Annotated in this window: 15 protein-coding genes and 1 pseudogene; 3 read left to right on the top strand and 13 right to left on the bottom strand. The window is 74.2% G+C overall.

Features of this window, described 5'->3' with window-relative positions:
- Positions 1-8: 8 nt before the first annotated feature.
- The 3 genes from ACYVPE_RS06335 to ACYVPE_RS06325 form a co-directional block, all read right to left on the bottom strand.
- On the bottom strand, positions 9-1253 hold the full coding sequence (locus ACYVPE_RS06335; RefSeq protein ID WP_461032405.1) for a cytochrome ubiquinol oxidase subunit I: 1245 nt from the start codon (positions 1251-1253) through the stop codon (positions 9-11).
- 212 nt (positions 1254-1465) lie between these two features.
- Positions 1466-2398, bottom strand: a complete 933-nt coding sequence (locus ACYVPE_RS06330; protein ID WP_461032404.1) for a DUF5829 family protein — start codon at positions 2396-2398, stop codon at positions 1466-1468.
- 76 nt (positions 2399-2474) lie between these two features.
- Entirely contained in the window at positions 2475-3158 is a 684-nt protein-coding gene (locus tag ACYVPE_RS06325) for a response regulator (RefSeq protein WP_461032434.1), read from the bottom strand.
- 252 nt (positions 3159-3410) lie between these two features.
- Here ACYVPE_RS06325 and ACYVPE_RS06320 point away from each other — a divergent pair, with 252 nt between their 5' ends.
- Entirely contained in the window at positions 3411-3980 is a 570-nt protein-coding gene (locus ACYVPE_RS06320; protein WP_461032403.1) for a hypothetical protein, read from the top strand.
- On the opposite strand, the gene ACYVPE_RS06315 is transcribed toward ACYVPE_RS06320, so the two are convergent.
- Both ACYVPE_RS06315 and ACYVPE_RS06310 read right to left on the bottom strand, forming a co-directional pair.
- Positions 3947-4186: a LysR substrate-binding domain-containing protein gene (locus ACYVPE_RS06315; protein WP_461032402.1), complete on the bottom strand. Its 240-nt coding sequence runs from the start codon at positions 4184-4186 to the stop codon at positions 3947-3949. The two genes, ACYVPE_RS06320 and ACYVPE_RS06315, sit on opposite strands and share 34 nt — an antisense overlap.
- 157 nt (positions 4187-4343) lie before the next feature.
- A pseudogene (locus ACYVPE_RS06310) lies at positions 4344-4532 on the bottom strand (LysR family transcriptional regulator substrate-binding protein); the annotation flags it as partial.
- Positions 4533-4901: 369 nt separating this feature from the next.
- Here ACYVPE_RS06310 and ACYVPE_RS06305 point away from each other — a divergent pair.
- The gene (locus tag ACYVPE_RS06305) at positions 4902-6290 is read left to right on the top strand and encodes a hypothetical protein (RefSeq protein WP_461032401.1); all 1389 of its coding nucleotides are present in this window, start codon (positions 4902-4904) and stop codon (positions 6288-6290) included.
- 229 nt (positions 6291-6519) lie between these two features.
- Here ACYVPE_RS06305 and ACYVPE_RS06300 read toward each other — a convergent pair whose 3' ends face one another.
- The gene (locus ACYVPE_RS06300; protein ID WP_461032400.1) at positions 6520-7752 is read right to left on the bottom strand and encodes a sensor histidine kinase; all 1233 of its coding nucleotides are present in this window, start codon (positions 7750-7752) and stop codon (positions 6520-6522) included.
- A gap of 78 nt (positions 7753-7830) precedes the next feature.
- On the opposite strand from ACYVPE_RS06300, the gene ACYVPE_RS06295 reads away from it, so the two are divergent.
- The gene (locus ACYVPE_RS06295; RefSeq protein ID WP_461032399.1) at positions 7831-8247 is read left to right on the top strand and encodes an ankyrin repeat domain-containing protein; all 417 of its coding nucleotides are present in this window, start codon (positions 7831-7833) and stop codon (positions 8245-8247) included.
- A gap of 64 nt (positions 8248-8311) precedes the next feature.
- Here ACYVPE_RS06295 and ACYVPE_RS06290 read toward each other — a convergent pair whose 3' ends face one another.
- The 7 genes from ACYVPE_RS06290 to ACYVPE_RS06260 all read right to left on the bottom strand — a co-directional run bounded on the left by ACYVPE_RS06290 (position 8312) and on the right by ACYVPE_RS06260 (position 16436).
- Positions 8312-9592: a DUF418 domain-containing protein gene (locus tag ACYVPE_RS06290; RefSeq protein WP_461032398.1), complete on the bottom strand. Its 1281-nt coding sequence runs from the start codon at positions 9590-9592 to the stop codon at positions 8312-8314.
- 131 nt (positions 9593-9723) lie between these two features.
- Positions 9724-10851: an amidohydrolase family protein gene (locus tag ACYVPE_RS06285; protein WP_461032397.1), complete on the bottom strand. Its 1128-nt coding sequence runs from the start codon at positions 10849-10851 to the stop codon at positions 9724-9726.
- 3 nt (positions 10852-10854) lie between these two features.
- Positions 10855-12249 (bottom strand): type I glutamate--ammonia ligase, encoded by a 1395-nt coding sequence (locus ACYVPE_RS06280; RefSeq protein WP_461032396.1) that lies wholly within the window; start codon positions 12247-12249, stop codon positions 10855-10857.
- Positions 12250-12336: 87 nt separating this feature from the next.
- Positions 12337-13203, bottom strand: coding sequence for a DUF3152 domain-containing protein (locus ACYVPE_RS06275; RefSeq protein ID WP_461032395.1), 867 nt, complete (start codon positions 13201-13203; stop codon positions 12337-12339).
- 152 nt (positions 13204-13355) lie between these two features.
- Positions 13356-14114 (bottom strand): hypothetical protein, encoded by a 759-nt coding sequence (locus ACYVPE_RS06270; RefSeq protein ID WP_461032394.1) that lies wholly within the window; start codon positions 14112-14114, stop codon positions 13356-13358.
- Positions 14115-14221: 107 nt separating this feature from the next.
- Positions 14222-14743 carry a SigE family RNA polymerase sigma factor gene (locus ACYVPE_RS06265; protein WP_461032393.1) on the bottom strand — a complete coding sequence of 174 codons (522 nt, stop codon included), beginning with the start codon at positions 14741-14743 and terminating at the stop codon, positions 14222-14224.
- Between the two features lie 166 nt (positions 14744-14909).
- Positions 14910-16436, bottom strand: coding sequence for an MDR family MFS transporter (locus ACYVPE_RS06260; protein WP_461032433.1), 1527 nt, complete (start codon positions 16434-16436; stop codon positions 14910-14912).
- Between the last annotated feature and the right edge of the window lie 137 nt (positions 16437-16573).

Genomic DNA, 16573 nt, shown 5'->3' with positions numbered 1-16573 from the left:
GGCGCGGCTCAGGACATCCGGAGGTCCTCCCTGCTCGGCCCCCGGCCGGCGGCGCGCAGCAGCAGCCACCAGTTGCCGGCGAGCAGCAGGGCGAAGAGCGGCACGAAGACCGCGAGCGAGAGCCGCATGGTGCCCGCGGACACCTGGGAGACGGCGTCCTCCGTGCGCAGCAGCCCGTACACCACCCAGGGCTGGCGGCCGGCCTCCCGGAAGACCCAGCCGGCGATCATGGCGACGAAGGGCAGCGGCACCATGGCCATCAGCGTCAGGTGCCAGATCCGGAGCCGCCGCACGGCCCACGGCCACCAGGCGAGCAGCGCGCTGGCCAGCAGCGGCAGCAGGAGCAGCGCGAAGACGAAGATCATCACCAGGCCCGCGCCCCGGGTCAGCGCCTCGTGCGGCAGGTAGTCGCCCGGGCCGAAGCGTTCGGTCAACTCAGCCTGGACGCGGTCGAGTTCGGCCTGGTCGCCCTCGAAGGTCGCGAGCTTGGCCGGCTGCCAGGTGCGGAGGGCGTTGAGCTGCACACCGCCGAACGCGACGGTGACGAAGAGCGCCGGCAGCGCGGTGTGGATCCCGATCCGCAGCGAGCGTGCGAAGAAGCCGTCGGGCTCGTCGGCGCGGCGCCTGAACAGGTGGTAGGCGCTGACGCCGGCCAGGAAGATCCCGGCGGTGAGCAGCGCGCCCGCGACGACGTGGCCGAACGCGACCAGCGTGTTGGGGTTGGTGAACAGCGCCACCGGGTCGGCCAGTTCGAGCCGGCCGTCGGCCGTCTCGGCGTGCCCGGTGGGGTGGTTGAGGAAGCCGTTGGCGACCAGGATCCAGTAGGCGGAGAGGTAGGCGGTGAGCGTGACCACCCACAGGGTGCCCAGGTGCACCCAGCGGTTGAAGCGGTCCCAGCCGAGCAGCCAGAGCGCGAGGAACGTCGCCTCGACGAAGAAGGCGAACACCGTCTCCAGCGCGAGCGAGGCGCCGAAGGCGTCACCCGCCTGGTGGCCGAGGCCGCTCCAGGCCATGCCGAGCTGGAACTCCATCAGGATGCCGGTGACGATGCCGACGCCGTAGTTGATGACGTACAGCCGGCCCCAGAACCTGACCATCCGCCGGTGGACGGCGTTCGTGCCGCGCAGGGTCGCCCAGGTCTGGAGCACGGCGAGCACGGTCGCGAGACCGAGGGTCAGCGACACGAAGAGAAAGTGCCCGCCGGCGGTCAGGGCGAACTGCCACCTGGCGAGGTCGAGGGTCTGGGCTTCCACGTCGTACACCCTCGCGGCCGGGTTCCGGGGCGCGCGTCCCCCGCCGGCCGACACCGGAGGTACCACCGGGGTTGCGTCCCGCGCGCCCCGCGTACCACCCAGGTAGCGTCCGCGTGCCGTTACCTTCACACACGTGACGGCGCCGCCCCGGACGGTGTCCTGGGCGGCGCCGTCACGTCACGCGCGTCGGGCGGCTACCGCGGTTGCCGCGGCTACTGGCCGTCGAAGAGCCAGACGGCCTGGGCGCCGGGGCCCACGGTCAGGGTCGACTGGCCGATCCGCTCGATGTGCTGGTAGTTCACGGACTCGTTCAGCGACATGGTGACCTGCCGCAGGCCGGCGTGCCGGCGCTCCACGACGTCGAACTGCACGGTGGTGAGGCCGTCCCGCAGGATGACGCCGGTGTCGGTGTGCTCGATGTCCAGGCCACCCGCCTCGAACAGCGGCAGCTGGGCGTCGAGGTCGCTCTGGGTGACGCCGACCTGGATGCGGGTGATGTCCCGCAGCTGGTGGTTCTGGTAGTCGTCCGAGTGGTAGCGGTCCCGGCTGACGTCGCCCGGGTAGCTCTCCGGGCCGGTGCCGCCGCGCGCGTCGGCGAAGTACTCGGGCCGGTACTCCATGGCCCACATGTCGAGGGAGTCGTACCCGGCGACGGGGACCCCGAGGCCGTCGAACCACGGCACGCGCACGCCGTCGCCGAAGTCGCGGGTCTGGCGGAACGTGTTGGGCGTCTCGATGCCCTGTTCCCGCAGGCCATCCGCCACCTGGGCGAGGTCGCCGGCGTTCTCGGTCGAGAACGCCACCGCGCTGGAGCCGAACTGGGCGTCCTGGCCCGGCAGGTCGCCCTCGCCGAACAGCTCGAGGTAGGTCTGCTGCCCGTACAGGTAGCGGCCGGTCCAGCTGTAGGTGGAACCGACGGTGTCGCGGACCTCGAAGTTCGAGAACTCCCGCAGGAACTCCGAGTTCTCGATGGCGTCAGCCGTCTCGTGGTCGAGCACCCCGTAGGAGTGATTATAAAAGAGCAGTTGCTCGTCGGCCGAGGACTGGTTCTCCCCGGTCTGCGCGCCCGCCTCGACGGTGGCGGTAAGGGCGATGGTGGCCGTCACGGTGAGGCCGACGGCGGCTCGTAACACATGCCGAATCATGGGCGTGATCATAAAGTGAAGATCGTCGCGAGAGAAGCTGCGAACGCAACTTTGTGCGAAGGTCCGAACCTTCGCCTCAGCTGAGCCAACCAGGCGTGATCATTCCGGACTCGTAGGCCAGGATGACGAGTTGGGCTCGGTCACGTACGTCCAGCTTGGTCATGATCCGACTCACATGTGTCTTCGCGGTTGCCGGGCTGAGCACCAGCCGCCGCGCGATCTCGTCGTTGGTCAGGCCGGCCCCGACGAGACCCATCACCTCGCGCTCCCGCTCGGTCAGCGCGTTGAGCCGGGGGCTGGGGTCCGGCTGCCGCGCCCGGCGGCTCGCGAACTCGGCGATCAGCCGCCGGGTGACCGCCGGCGCGATCAGCGCGTCGCCCCGCGCGCAGACCCGCACCCCGTGCAGCAGCTCCATCGGCTCGGTGTCCTTCACCAGGAACCCGGACGCGCCGGCGCGCAGCGCGCCGTAGACGTAGTCGTCCACGTCGAAGGTCGTCAGGATCACCACCCTGACCTCGGCCAGCCGCTCGTCCGCGACGATCGCCTCGGTGGCGGCCAGGCCGTCCATCTCCGGCATCCGGATGTCCATCAGCACCACGTCGGGCCGCGTCTCCCGGGCCAACGCCACGGCCTCCACACCGGTCGCGGCCTCGGCGACCACCTCGATGTCGTCCTCGTCCTCCAGGATCGACCGGAAACCGGCCCGGACCAGGCGCTGGTCGTCGGCGAGGAGAACACGTATCGGAGGTGTGGCCGTCATGCCGGCCAGCGTAGACGGGCGCCGCCGCGGCCGCCCCCGGTGAACCGGCGGCCGCCGGCGTGCGCACGTGCACCTAGGCCCTGTCCTGCCGATCTTGCCGGGCCCGCGTCGCCAGCTACGGCACCTCGCTGCGTTACCGAATCGCGCGAATACGGCGAGTATGAGCTGCGATCCGGCGCCTTGCGATCCACCGCATCTGACGACGCGGGCTGATCCGACAAGATCGACAGGACAGGACCTAGGGTGGGCCGCATGGGGGAATCCACCGACGAACTCGGCCTCGTGCCGCCGAACATCGCTCGTCGCCGCGCGCGCCTCGGGCTGGCCCTGCTGCTGCTCTGGCTGGTGCTGCCGCTGGCGCTCGCGCCGCTGCTGCCGTTCGTCGTCGTGGTCGCCTGGTGCCTGATCGCGGGCCCGGTCGCCCTGATCTATCCGCAGGAGGCGTTCCTCGCGCGGCGCCAGGTCGACCGCACGAAGCGGCACCTGTCGGCGCGCACCTGGACCGGCCGGCGGACGATCGACCTGCGGCAGCTGCGGAGCGTGCGGCTGTGGCCGTATCTGACCAGGAGCGACATCGGCAGCGTCGTCGTGGTGACGGACGCGCACGGCGTCCGGCTGGCGGTGAGGGGCGGGGCGGAGCTGCGGGCGCTGCGCCTCGCGCTGGGCCGCCGCCGGCACGGCGCGACGGTGACGCCCGCCGCCCACCGCCACGTCTTCGAGTCGCGGGGCACCAGCCTCCTCGGCACCTACCTCACCGTGCTGTTCGGACTCGGCCTCGGCACCCTGGCCTACTCGATGGCGGGCGCCGCGCTGGCCGGGTGAGCCCGGGCGCCGGCCGGCATCGTGGTGGTGAGGAGCTCGGCCAGCGGGTGCCAGGGCCGGTCGGCCGGGCCGGTCAGCGACAGGTGGCGGGTGACGGTCCCGCTGAGCGGCACCAGCACCAGCCGGTGGTCCAGCAGCCTCGCCGTCAGGCTCGGCATGATCGCGACGCCGATGCCGCCGCGGATCATGATGAGCAGCGTGCCCATGTCCCGGACCCGGTGGGCCGGGCGATGGGGGCACCTCCCTGGGAGCGCCTCCCAGCCTCCCCCAGACTCCGTCCGGGGGGACCCCCATGGCTGGGGGAGGGTCGTCGTCCAGATCGGCCAGCTCGATCCTGGCCTCGCCGGCCAGCGGGTGGTCGCGGCGGAGCAGCGCCTGGAACGTGTCGCTGGCCACCGGCACGCCGGGCGGCGGCTCCCGGCCGACCAGGACGGCGAGTTCGACGACGCCGGCCCGCAGCCACTCCTCGACCTCGTCGTCGTCGCCCTCCAACAGGACCACCCGCACCCCGGGGAAGTCCTCCTTCCAGCGGGCGAGGAGCGCGGGCAGCACGCCGAGGCAGGCCGTGGCGGTGGCGGCCAGCCGCACCGTGCCGGTCGGCTGCCGGTCGCGGCCGGCGGCCAGCGCGCAGAGCGCGGCGTGCGCCTCCACGGTGCGCCGGGCGTAGGGCAGGATCCGCTCGCCGAACGCCTCCACCGTCACCTACGTGACCCCGCTCTGTCCATCGCCCTCGGCACCCTGTTCCTCGCCGAACCCCTCACCTGGCGCACCGCCGCCGGCGGCCTCCTGGTCCTCAGCGGCGTCCTCCTGACCAGGGCACGCCCCGCCGCCCAGGTGCCGAGGCCAGCCCCGCAGTAACCGACACGGCATGGCCGGCGGCGGGTGCGCGGTGAGCGGGGCGGGGCGTGATATCGCCGTGGCATGGCCGTGCAAACCGTCACCTTTCGCCCCGCGTCGACGTCGGCCGCCAGGCCGACGCGGCGGCCGTTGGCCGTCGTGGCCTTCGGGTTCGCCGTGCTGTCCCTGCTGCTGGTGCCGCCGACGCTGGCGCTCGGCTGGGACGAGATCGTGTACGTCAGCCGCTGGCCGGAGTTCGGCCCGGCCGCGCCGTTCAGCGCGCCGCGGTCGCGGGGGGTGCCGCTGCTGGTCGCGCCGGTGGCGGCGGTCACCGACTCGGTGGTGGCGCTGCGCTGCTACCTCGCGGCGGCCGCCGGGCTCGCGCTCTACCTGGGGTACCGGCCGTGGGCGGCCCTCCTTCCCGGCCGCGCGGTGCTGCCGGCCGCCGCGGCGGCGTACGGCACGCTCTGGTTCGCGCTGTTCTACGGCGGCGCGGCCATGCCGAACCACTACGTGGCGATGGCGGCGGTCGGCGCGGTCGGCGCCTGCGTCCGTGGCCGGTGGACGGCGCTGGCCCTGGCGGTGGCGGCGGCCGGCCTGATGCGGGCGAGCGACGCCGTCTGGCTGGCGCTGCCGCTGTTCGCCTGGCCGCGGCGCGCGGGGCTCGCGCCCCTGGTCGCCGGCGTCGGCGGCGGCCTGCTGGCCGGCGTCGGGCCCTGGCTAGTGGAGGCGGAGCTCGGGTTCGGCGGGGTGTGGGCGCGGCTCCGGGAGGCCAGCGAGATCCAGGGCGGCACGGGGCTCACGTTCTCGCTGCTCGAACACGCCGCCGCGCTCGACGGCCCGCTGCTCTGCCGGCCGTGCGAGGGGGACCACGTCTCGTGGCCGATGCTCGGCTGGTGGCTGCTGCTGCCGCCGCTGACGGCGGCCGGCCTGTACGCCACCCGCCGGGCGCGGCCCGAGGCGCGGGCGGCGGTGCGGCTGGCCGTCGGCACGGCCGGCTCGCTGGCCTTCACCTACCTCTTCCTCATCGACTACGCCGCCACCCGCTTCCTGTTGCCCGCCTACGCGCTGCTGGCCGTTCCCGCGGCGCTCGGCCTCCGGTACCTCGCCGCGCGGCTGTCGTCCCGCGCCGTGCCGCTCGGGCTCACGGCGCTGGCGCTCGCCCAGCTGGCCGTCCAGTTCGACACGCTCCGCACCCACGCCAGGATCCAGGAGCGGGCCCGCGCCGACTGGGAGCGGGTCGCCGAGGCGCTGCGCGCGCACGACGTGCACCCCCCGTGCGTGCTCGGCGGCGGCCAGGCGATCCCGGTGGCGCACACGCTGGGCTGCCGGGCCGCCGAACCCGGCGAGACGCCGACCGCGTTCGTGCTGCGCGACGCCCCCGCGCCGCGCCGGGCGCGCGACTGGCCGGTGGTCGACGTCGGCGACACCTACAACCCCGACTGGCGGGTGGCCGTCCCGCCGACGCCCTGAGCCAGGACCCATCTTCCGGATCTTCGTGGGGCCGCGCCGCCATACACGGCACCTCGCCGCGTTACCGCATCGCGCGAAGCGACTGGGGGCTCTCCCCCGAGCACTCCGTGCAGGGGGCGCCCCCACCCCGAGCACTCCGTGCAGGGGGCGCCCCCACCCGGACGAAGTCCGGGGAGCACCGCGTCCGGGCGAGCCAAGACCTGATCCACGAAGATCCGGAAGACGGCCCCTACGCCGGCTCGTCCGGCAGCGGCAGCGGCAGCGGCAGTCGGGCGGCGACCCGGAAGCCGGTGCCGTCGGCGGCGTTCGCCGCCGTGAGGTCGCCGCCGAGCGCGCGGGTGCGGGCCACCATGCCGGCGATGCCGCTGCCGAGCGCGCCGGCGTCGGTCGCGCCCGCGCCGTCGTCGTCGACCCGCAGCCGCAGCTCGCCTGGCGCGTAGCTGAGGCGGACCTCGGCCCGGGCGGCGCCGGCGTGCCGGGTGACGTTGGTCAGCGACTCCTGGACGATGCGGTAGGCGGCGAGCGAGATCTGCGCCGGCACCACCGGCGGCTCGCCCTCGGTGGCCACGGTCACCCGGAGCCCGGCCACCGAGGCCCGCTCCGCCAGCTCGGCGACCCGCTCCAGACCGGCCGGGGCCGGCGCGGTCGGCGCCTCCTCGTCCACCTGCCGCAACACCCCGAGCGTGGCGCGCAGTTCGCGCAGCGCCTCCTTGCTGGCGTCCCGCACGGACTCCAGCGCCCCGGTCAACTCGGCCGTCTGGCCCGGGCGTTTGGCGCTCCGGTGCAGCGCGGCGGTGGACTGCACGTTGATCAGCGAGATGTTGTGGCCCAGCACGTCGTGCAGCTCGCGCGCTATCCGCAGCCGCTCCTCGGTCGCCGACTGCCGCGCCCGCACGTCCCGCTCCCGCTCGGCGGCCAGCATCCGCTGCTCCACCTCCGCCTGGTAGGCGCCCCGCACCCGCGTCGCGTGGCCCAGCGCGATCAGGCTCACCGCCCAGCCGCTGAGCATCGCGATGGACGCGTTGTCCACGTGCCGCTCCCCGGCGCCCGCGAACAGCTCGCCGTAGCCGAGGCCGATCATGGCCACTGCCACCAGCGTGACGGCGGACGCCAGCCGGCCCGCGCGGGCGACGGTGTAGAGCGCGATGACGAAGGCGAACATCGGCATGACGCCGTCCACCGTGGACAGCGGGTAGTAGGCGCCGGTGACCACCAGGGTGAGGGTGGCCACCCCCACCGGCCAGCGGTGCCGGACGCCGAACGCCGCCCAGATCCCGGCCCGCGTCAGCAGGTCGGCCGCGATGCCGCCAGGGCCCACGCCCGGCGCACGGAAGAACAGCGAGCCTGCCTCGACCACCAGCACCGCGCCGAGCAGCGCCATGGCCGCGTCCACCCGGAACCAGTCGCTCCGGAACCAGCGGCCGGCCGCGCCAGGGGACGTGCGGGGGAATATGAGGGGCATGCCCGCAAGAGTACGTAGGCTGGACGTCAGCAGCGCGGACCCGCTCCCGCCTGCCGTTCTACCGAGGAGGCGTCCCCTATGACCGGCCCGGCACCGGAGAGCAACGAGCCCGCGCACGACCCCGAGGTGCTCCAGCTCGCCGCCAAGGTCTTCGACCTGGCCAGGCAGGGCGACACGGACACCGTCGCCGCCTACGTGGACGCGGGCGTCCCGCCGAACCTGAGCAACGAGAAGGGCGACACGCTGCTGATGCTGGCCGCCTACCACGGGCACGCCGACACCGTGCGGGCGCTGCTCGAGCGCGGCGCCGACGCCAGGCGGGTCAACGACCAGGGGCAGACGCCGATCGCGGGCGCCGTGTTCAAGGGCGCATCCGACGTGGTGCGGGTGCTGCTCGACGCGGGCGCCGACCCGGCGGCCGGCCAGCCGTCGGCGATCGACACGGCCCGGATGTTCGGCAGGACCGAGCTGTTGGCGCTGTTCGGCGCGAGCTGACCTGCGGCGCCGAGCCGACCCGCGGCGCCGAGCCGACGAGACCCCAGCCGGTCGCAACGTCCGGCTACGCCGCGCCCGCCCCGGTGGGCTCGCCGCTCGCCACCCGGCCGGCCGGGCCCCCGTACGCCAGCCGCCGCAGCAGCGCCTCGGCCGGCCCGGGGCGGCCGCCGCCGAGGCGTTCCTGGCGGTCGGCGGCGAGCACCGTGAGCAGCCACACCGCGCCGGCGAACAGCGCCATCGTCGCGCTGGTCAGCCGCGCGCCGAGGCCGAGCCCCCAGGCGGCGAGCACCGGCGAGAACAGCAGCGAGTGGGCGAGGTAGCCGGAGAGCGAACGCTTGCCGAGCGCGGCCACGGCCCCCGCGGCCCGGCCCGGCGCTCGCCCGCGCCGCTGGAGGCGGGCGGCGAACAGCCCGAAGAGCGCCACGTAGCCGAGCCCGGCGAACGGGCCCGTGGCCTCGGCTATCGCCCGCAGCGCCCCGCCCTCGGACAGCGCGTCCGCCGGCACCGCCCACAGGCCGACGTGGGCCAGCGCGCCCGGCAGGCCGCCGAGCCAGCCGACCGTGACGCCGATCCCGGCCGTCCACCGCAGCAGCGCCAGATGCCGCTCCGGCTCCTCGAGCACCCGCCGGCGCGCCGCCCAGAAGCCGAGCAGCATCACCAGGAACATCGGCGCGCCCACGAAGCCGGCGGCCAGCGTCACGAACGCCCAGGTGGTGAGGCGGGTGCCGACGGCGGCCAGCGGATTCGTCTCGTCCGCCGCGTAGACCACGGCGGTGGGCTCGGTCGGCGCCTGCCCAAGACGCCCCAGGTCGCCGGCGGCGACGGCCTCGATGGCCGGCAGGGCCGCCAGCAGCAGCAGGCCGAAGGCCACCGCGGCGCCGATCAGCACGGCCCGGTCGCCGCGGCGGATGAACAGCCAGCCGAGCAGCAGGCTCGACACCCCGTAGGCGCCGGTGATGTCGCCGGCCATCAGGAACGCCGCGTGGCAGGCCCCGAAGACGATCAGCCACAGGCCGCGGCGGCGCAGCAGCCGCACCGCGGCGCGCGGGGTGGCGCCGCGCGCCGTCTGGCGGAGGTAGAGCTGGGTCATCCCGTAGCCGAAGAGGAAGGCGAACAGCGGGTAGATCCGCAGGTCGAGGCCGGCGATCATGACGAACTGCGCCACCCGGTCGGCCACCGATCCCTCGTCCGGATGCCAGCCGGAGGCGCCGTGCCTGGCGGCGTAGAGGTGGAAGCCGGTGTTGGAGAGACAGATCAGCAACAGCATGACGCCGCGCGCCAGATCGGGGGCCAACGCCCGCTCCGCCGCCCGCACCGGCCCGCGGGCCGCCGAGAAACTTCCCATGGTCCGACGCTAGGAGCGGGCCCGGGCGGCGGGCATCGGTCACCGGTCTCGTCCGCTGTCCACCAAAGTCGCCGTTTCGGCGCGCGGCTTGTCGGCCGAAGGAGAACAGCCGCGGACTGGCGGGGCGACCGTCAGCCGTCCACGAGTCCGTACAGGCGCCGCGCGTTCCCGCCGCCGATCAGCCCGGCGACGCGCGCCGCGTCCGCCGCCGCCCAGGACCGCTCCTTGACCCAGCCGTCGAGGAGTTCGCCGAGCCCGGCGGTGAAGGTGCGGGCGCCCACCAGGTACAGCTCGGGCAGCCCGTAGGCGTCGGTGGAGAACAGCAGCTTGCCGAACGGCGTCAGCTCCAGCGCCTCGGCCAGCACGGCCCGGGCCCTGGCGCCGGTGTGGCCGAGGGTGAGGCCGAGGTCGGCGTAGACGTGCGGGTAGACGGCGGCCAGGTAGCCGGCGCCCCGGTGGTAGGGGTAGCAGTGCAGCAACACCAGGCGGCAGCCGGTCGGTTGGAGGGCCCTGACGAGGTCGGTGAGCAGCAGCGGGTCGGCGTCCGGCAGCCGCAGGTCGGAGTCGCCGAAGCCGGTGTGGAGTTGCAGCGGCAGCCCGGTGCCGGCCGCGGACCACAGCAGGTAGCGCAGCAGCACCGGGTCGGTGAGCCTGGCCTGCCGCTCCTCGCGCTCGGCGAGCCAACGGCCGGCGGCGGCGCGGGCCTCGGCGGCGCTCGGCGGTTCCGGGTCGAGGGCGAGGCCGTGCCGGTAGGCGACCACGGACTTGAAGGCGACGGCGCCGCGCGCGGCCTCGGCGATCGCCTCGGTGAGCCGGCCGGGCAGCGCGGCGGCGTCCGGGCCCTGGTCGGCGACCGACTCGGCGACCGACTCGAGGCGGACGATCTCGCGCGCGGGCGCGCCGGCGGCCTCGGCCAGTTCGGCGGGGCCGAGCAGTTCACCCGGCAGCCCGGTGTCCACCAGCAGGGTGGCGAGGCCGGCGGCGCGCAGCAGCCGCCTGGTGACCTCGGGGGTGCCGAGCTCGCGCCGCCTGGCCAGGTAGACGTCGGGCGGGCAGTTGACCGGCAGGTCGAGCGCCGGGGCGCACCAGCGGCGGACGGCGAAGCCGAGTTGGCTGTCGAAGTGGCTGGTGCCCGGCGCGGGCGGCGCGTCGGACTCGGTGAGCAGCGAGCCGAAGTGGGCGGTGTCCACCGGCCCTTCGCGCAGCACCCCGTGGCAGTGCTGGTCGACGAGGTCCATGGGCGCTTCGTTGCTGTCCATCGCTCAGTAACGCTCCCTGGTGGCGGCGACGATCTCCTCGGGCGTGGCCTCGGCGAACAGCGCCACCTCGCCCTGTCGGACGGCGAGGATCGCCCCGTACAGCTCCTCGCCGAGCGCGGTGCGCAGCACGGCCGAGGACTCCAGCTGGTCGAGCGCGGCCGGCAGCGACTCGGGGAGCCTGGGCGGCGGGGAGACGTGCCGCTCGGCCGGGTCGCCGGAGACGGGGCGCGGCAGCGTCAGGCCGTCCCCGACCCCGGCCAGGCCGGCGGCGATGACGGCGCCGACGACGAGGTAGGGGTTGGCGGCGCCGTCGAAGCACTTGACCTCGGCGTTGGCCGCGTCCTGGTCGTCGGGGGCGCCGGTGACGAAGCGGACGGCGGCCTCCCGGTTCTCCAGCCCCCAGCACTGGAAGGCGCCGGCCCAGACGGACGGCCGCAGCCGCAGGTAACTGGCGGGCGAGGGCGCGCCGATGGCCAGCAGCGCGGGGAGTTCGCGCAGCACGCCGGCGAGAAACGCCTCGCAGACGCCGCTCATGCCGAACGGGCCGTCGCCGTCCCGGCAGGCGTTCTTGCCGCCGCGCCACAGGCTGAGGTGCAGGTGGCGGCCGTTGCCGAGCCCTGCGAGGTCGGCGACGGGGGCGAAGGAGGTGGCGAGGCCGTGGCGGTTCGAGACGGCGCGGACGGTCTCGCGGACGAGCACAGCGTCGTCGGCCGCGGTGACGGGGTCGGCGGGCCTGGCGGAGATCTCGAACTGTCCCGGCGAGTACTCGGGGTGGAGCTGGAGCAGCGAGAGCCCCTGGGCGGCGAACGCCTCGGTGAGGTCGCGGAGGTAGTCGGTGAGGCCGACGAGCCGGCTCATGCCGTAGGCGGGCCCGGCGCCGCCCGGCAGCGCGAGGCCGGCCGGCGACGGGGGGCCGGCCGCCGACGGGGGGCCGCCGGGCGGCCGGCCGTCACCGGAATCACCCTGACGAGTGACGGCCCATTCGGTCTCGAAGCCCATCCGCAGCTCGAGTCCGTGCTCGGCGAGCGCCCGCTCGGCCTGCCGGCGGGCGAACCCCCGCTGGCAGGCCACATAGGGGGCGCGGGTCTGCTCGTAGCGGTCGGCCGGCGCCCAGGCCCAGCCTGGCTGGCCGGCGAGCACGGTGAGCCGCTCCAGGTCGGGCACCAGGCGCAGGTCGCCGTCGGGGCCACCGATCCTGGGGCTGCTGGTGATGGAGTCGTCGACGAGGAAGACGTCGAAGACGGGCGACATGCCGACGCCGCGCCGCGCGGCGTCCGCGAGCCGCCGGACGGGCACGGCCTTGACGCGGGTGAGCCCCGCGTTGTCGACCCAGGTGAGTGCGACGGCGCTGACCCTGGCGGCGCTCAGTCGCTGCGTGAGCTGCTGTTCCGGCTCCATGCGGGCACAGCATGGCCGGCCCCGACGCGCCCCGCAACCGGCCGACTACCGCGTGTCAGTGTCGTCGCGGCACTTCGGGCGGCGCGGTCACGGCACCGAGGGCCCCGACAGGTAGGCGCCGTTCTCGTCGTAGGGCCACGCGTTGGCCACGCAGCCGTCGAGGCCCTTGATCTGCTGCATCATCGCGGGGGCCGGCTCGCCGGCGCCCGGGCAGCCCTCGTGGCCGTAGCCGAGGTAGTGGCCGACCTCGTGGTTGACGATCAGCGCCCGGTACTCCTCGACGGGCCCGGCGAACTGCGGCGACCCCTGCACCCAGCGGCGCAGGTTGACCACGACGGTCTGGGCGACGCTGCAGTTGACCTCGCCGCCGGTGTCGAGCCCGTACTGGCCGCAGATGGCGTCGACGGTGCCAGGGGTGGCGATCTGCACCACGAAGTCGGAGGGGCCGTCCTCGACGAGTTGGAACCCGGTGTCGCCGTCGGTGGTCCAGCCGCGCGGGTCGGCCAGGATGTCCCCGACCTCGGCGGCGGCCTCGTCGGGTTCGATCCCGATGCCGTCCTCGATCTGCAACCGGTAGGTGAGGACGCTGCTCCCGCCGACCGGGTCGCCGCCACCCGAGGCGGTGCGGAAGGTGCCGGGGCCGGTCTCCTGCACGGGTATTCGCTCCTCGTCGCCGGAGTCGACGTCCGACGGTTCGTCCGCCTCGCCACCCGATCCGTCGTCCGCCCCGTCCTCGCCCTCGGATCCCTCGGGAAGGGGCTCCTCCAACTCGGGCTCGGGCTCGGGGCCGTCCGCGGTCGGCGGGGGCGGCGAGGGCTCCATCTCGACCGGGGCGGTCGCCTCGTCGGTTCCGCCGGCCGACTCCGCGCGCACGTCGTCCCTGACCACCATCCGCAGCGCCACCACCGCGACGGCCAGGCCGAGCAGCAGCGCCGTGCCCCGCACCACGCGCACGGCACGGCGCGGGCGTCTACGCCGGCGCGAGCGCTGCCTCGACCGCGGAGACTTGAGGGCTCGGCTGCCCATGTGGTGGTTCCTTTCGCATGGTTCGCGTGGTTCATGTGTTGCTGCCGTGGCTCTTGTGGCCCCCGTGCGCCGGTGTCAGGTTATGACGCGCCCTCCTCGGCCAGCTCGGCGCCCTCGTCGAGGAGGTCGCGGACCTCGTCGTCGTTGGCCATCGCCACCAGGTCCTCCGCGCTCAGGACCAGCGGCGCCCCCGAGTTCGTCGCGGTGCTGACCAGGATCTCCGCGACGAGGTCCTGCTGCCGGAACGTCGCCCGCACGGAGACGTCGGCCCCGCCGTCCGACTCCGTCCAGACGGCGACCGGGGTCCCGTCGTCGAGCGCGTAGGACTGGCAGGCGCCGTCGAAACCGGCGTCCGAACAGGATCCGCCGGTGCCGCCCGGCGAGGGGGTGGCGCTGAGGCTGATCCGGTAGTCGCCGTTCTCCGTCTGACCGATGTACGTGGCCGAGTCGTCGACCAGACCCACGATGCTGCCGGCCCTCGCCGGCAGCAACCGGTCCAGCGTGTCCATGACCCGAGCCCGATAGACGTCGACGGGGTCGGCCACGTCCGCCGTCTCCGGGGTGGTCATGGGCGCCCCGGTCCCCCCGGTCGAGGTCCCGGACGCCACGGGGGACGCCGGCGTGGGGTCCGTGCCGCGCGGCACGTAGCCGACGACCAGGGCGGCCGTGACCGCGGCGACGGCGAGGCCGCCGCCCGCGGTGGCCAGCCGGATCCGGGCCCGGCGGCGCCGGCCCAGCGTGAGCGCCCGCGGAACCAGGTCGGCGGGGGGCGCCAGGCCGTCGACCGCCTGCTCCATCACCCGCCTGAGCGCTGGCTCCTCGGCGTGGAAGTCGTGCACGACACTGTCCCTTTCGCATGGTCTTCACAAATGGTCAGGTGGATCCGGCGCGCCGGCGCCGGATCGGGGTACGGCGGGGCTCGGCGTGGCCGGACGCGACGAGGCCGTCAACGACTCCGCTCGGCGCCGAGCCCCGCGTAGGGCTCGGCGTGCCACTCCTCGGCGTCGAGGCGGCCGCGCAGCAGTGCCAGGGAGCGGGAGCAGGTGCTCCTGACCGTGGACTGGCTGCACCGCATCAGCCCGGCCACGGTGGCCACGCTCAGGTCCTCCCAGTAGCGGAGTATGAGCATCGCCCGCGCCCTGGGCGGCAGTTCGCCCAGGGCGGCGAGCAACGTCACCCGGAGCGCCGGGTCCCCGGCGCCGGTCGGGTTGTCCTCGACTGCATGCGCGCGCCGGCTGAGCAGCCCCCTCCGCTGCTCGGCGAGGAAGGTACGGGTGAGCACGGTGCGGGCGTAGGCGTCGACGTTGTCGGCGCGGATCGCCCGCGGCCAGTAGCGCAGGAGCCGCACCAGGGTGTTCTGCACGAGGTCCTGCGCCCGGTGCGGGTCGCCGCAGAGCAGCACCGCCGTGCGGTAGAGCCGGTTCTGGCGGGCGCGCGCGTACTCCTCGAAATCCCGGTACTCGCCCATCCGCTCTCCGTTTCGAACCGTCGCGCCCGCGCGCGCCCACCACCCTCTATGACTCGCTGGGCACCACCGAACGCTGAATCACGGTTTCATAACGCGACGGCGCCCGCGCACCTCCCGAGGTTTCGGGGGTGCGCGGGCGCGTGGGCCGGCGCGGCTGGGACGCGGCTCAGACGGGCTCGACGACCGGGCGCTCGCCGCCGGCGGGGCCGCCGGCCTGGCCACCGGCCGGGGCGGCCTCGGCCTGCGGGCCGCCGCGCAGCGGGACCTCCTTGACGAACAGCGCCATCACGAACGCCGCCACCGCGATCAACCCGCCGACCAGGAAGGCGACATGGGTGCCCGAGGCGACCGCGTGCTCGTACGCCTCGCGCACCTGGTCGGGCAGCGCGGCCAGGCCGTCCGCGTCGAGCGCCGCGGTCTCCCTGGCGGCGCCGCCGGCCGCGGCGCCGCTGTCGGCCATCTCGTCCTGCACCCGCGAGGTGAACAGGGCGCCCATGATCGCGACGCCGAACGAGCTGCCCAGGGTGCGGAAGAGGGTGGAGGTGGACGAGGCCACGCCCATGTCCCTCATCTCCACGCTGTTCTGGGCGATCAGCATGGTGATCTGCATCAGGAAGCCCATGCCGGCGCCGAGCACCGCCATGTAGACGCCCGCGGTCAGCCGGTCCGTGTCGGTGTCCATGGTCGAGAGCAGCAGCATCCCGACGACGATCAGCACGCCGCCGGCGATCGGGTACATCCGGTAGCGGCCGGTCCTGGTCGTCGCCCGGCCCACCACCATGGACACCGCCATCATCGACAGCAGCATCGGGAGCAGCTGGAGCCCCGAGTTGGTGGCGGAGGCACCCTGCACCGCCTGCTGGAACAGCGGCAGGTAGAGCGTGCCGCCGAACATCACGAAGCCGACGAAGAAGCCGATCAGCGCGACGAGCGTGAAGTTGCGGTTGCGGAAGAGGTGCAGCGGCAGCACGGGCTCTGCCGCCCTGGTCTGCGACCAGACGAACGCGATCAGCGACGCCACGCCGAGCACCGAGAGACCGACGATCCGGCCGGAGCCCCACGGGTACTCGGTGCCGCCCCAGGTGGTGACGAGCACGATCGAGGTGATGCCGACGACCAGCAGCGTGGCGCCGAGGTAGTCGATGCTGGCCTGGGAGCGCCGCTTCGGCAGGTGCAGCACCAGCGTCACCATGGTGAGGGCGACGGCGCCGAGCGGCAGGTTGATGTAGAAGGTCCAGCGCCAGCCGAGGTGGTCGGTGATCAGGCCGCCGAGCGACGGGCCGCCGATCATGGCGAGCGCCATCGCGCCGGCCATCATGCCCTGGTAGCGGCCGCGCTCCCGGGGCGGGATCAGATCGCCGATGATCGCCATCACGCCGACCAGCAGACCGCCGGCGCCCAGGCCCTGGACGGCGCGGAACGCGATCAGCTGCCCCATGTCCTGGGCGAGCCCGGAGAGGGCCGAGCCGATCAGGAAGATCACGATGGAGGTCAGGAAGGCGCCCTTCCGACCGTACATGTCGCCGATCTTGCCCCAGATCGGCGTGGAGGCGGCGGTGGCCAGCGTGTACGCCGTGACCACCCAGGAGAGATGCTGGACACCGCCGAGTTCACCCACGATGGTGGGCATGGCGGTTCCGATGATCATGTTGTCCAACATGGCCAGCATGATCGCGATCAGTAGGGCCATCATGACCACGCGCGCGTTGCGCGGTGCCGCCAGCTGACTCTGCCCCTCGGCCTGATCCTGGGACACGATGCGCTCCTCCGTTGCCTTACCTGCCGACCGGCAAGTGGGTACTCTGGAGAAGGTAGAGCGGTAACTAGCCG

It is taken from the genome of Streptomyces mayteni (assembly GCF_054783955.1).
This window is presented reverse-complemented; position numbering and strand designations above follow the sequence as displayed.

Coding starts and splice junctions, on each gene's coding strand:
- ACYVPE_RS06330 (WP_461032404.1), bottom strand. CDS start 2,398: ATGATTCGGCATGTGTTACGAGCCGCCGTCGGCCTCACCGTGACGGCC.
- ACYVPE_RS06325 (WP_461032434.1), bottom strand. CDS start 3,158: ATGACGGCCACACCTCCGATACGTGTTCTCCTCGCCGACGACCAGCGC.
- ACYVPE_RS06320 (WP_461032403.1), top strand. CDS start 3,411: ATGGGGGAATCCACCGACGAACTCGGCCTCGTGCCGCCGAACATCGCT.
- ACYVPE_RS06315 (WP_461032402.1), bottom strand. CDS start 4,186: ATGGGCACGCTGCTCATCATGATCCGCGGCGGCATCGGCGTCGCGATC.
- ACYVPE_RS06305 (WP_461032401.1), top strand. CDS start 4,902: ATGGCCGTGCAAACCGTCACCTTTCGCCCCGCGTCGACGTCGGCCGCC.
- ACYVPE_RS06300 (WP_461032400.1), bottom strand. CDS start 7,752: ATGCCCCTCATATTCCCCCGCACGTCCCCTGGCGCGGCCGGCCGCTGG.
- ACYVPE_RS06295 (WP_461032399.1), top strand. CDS start 7,831: ATGACCGGCCCGGCACCGGAGAGCAACGAGCCCGCGCACGACCCCGAG.
- ACYVPE_RS06290 (WP_461032398.1), bottom strand. CDS start 9,592: ATGGGAAGTTTCTCGGCGGCCCGCGGGCCGGTGCGGGCGGCGGAGCGG.
- ACYVPE_RS06285 (WP_461032397.1), bottom strand. CDS start 10,851: ATGGACAGCAACGAAGCGCCCATGGACCTCGTCGACCAGCACTGCCAC.
- ACYVPE_RS06280 (WP_461032396.1), bottom strand. CDS start 12,249: ATGGAGCCGGAACAGCAGCTCACGCAGCGACTGAGCGCCGCCAGGGTC.
- ACYVPE_RS06265 (WP_461032393.1), bottom strand. CDS start 14,743: ATGGGCGAGTACCGGGATTTCGAGGAGTACGCGCGCGCCCGCCAGAAC.
- ACYVPE_RS06260 (WP_461032433.1), bottom strand. CDS start 16,436: ATGATGGCCCTACTGATCGCGATCATGCTGGCCATGTTGGACAACATG.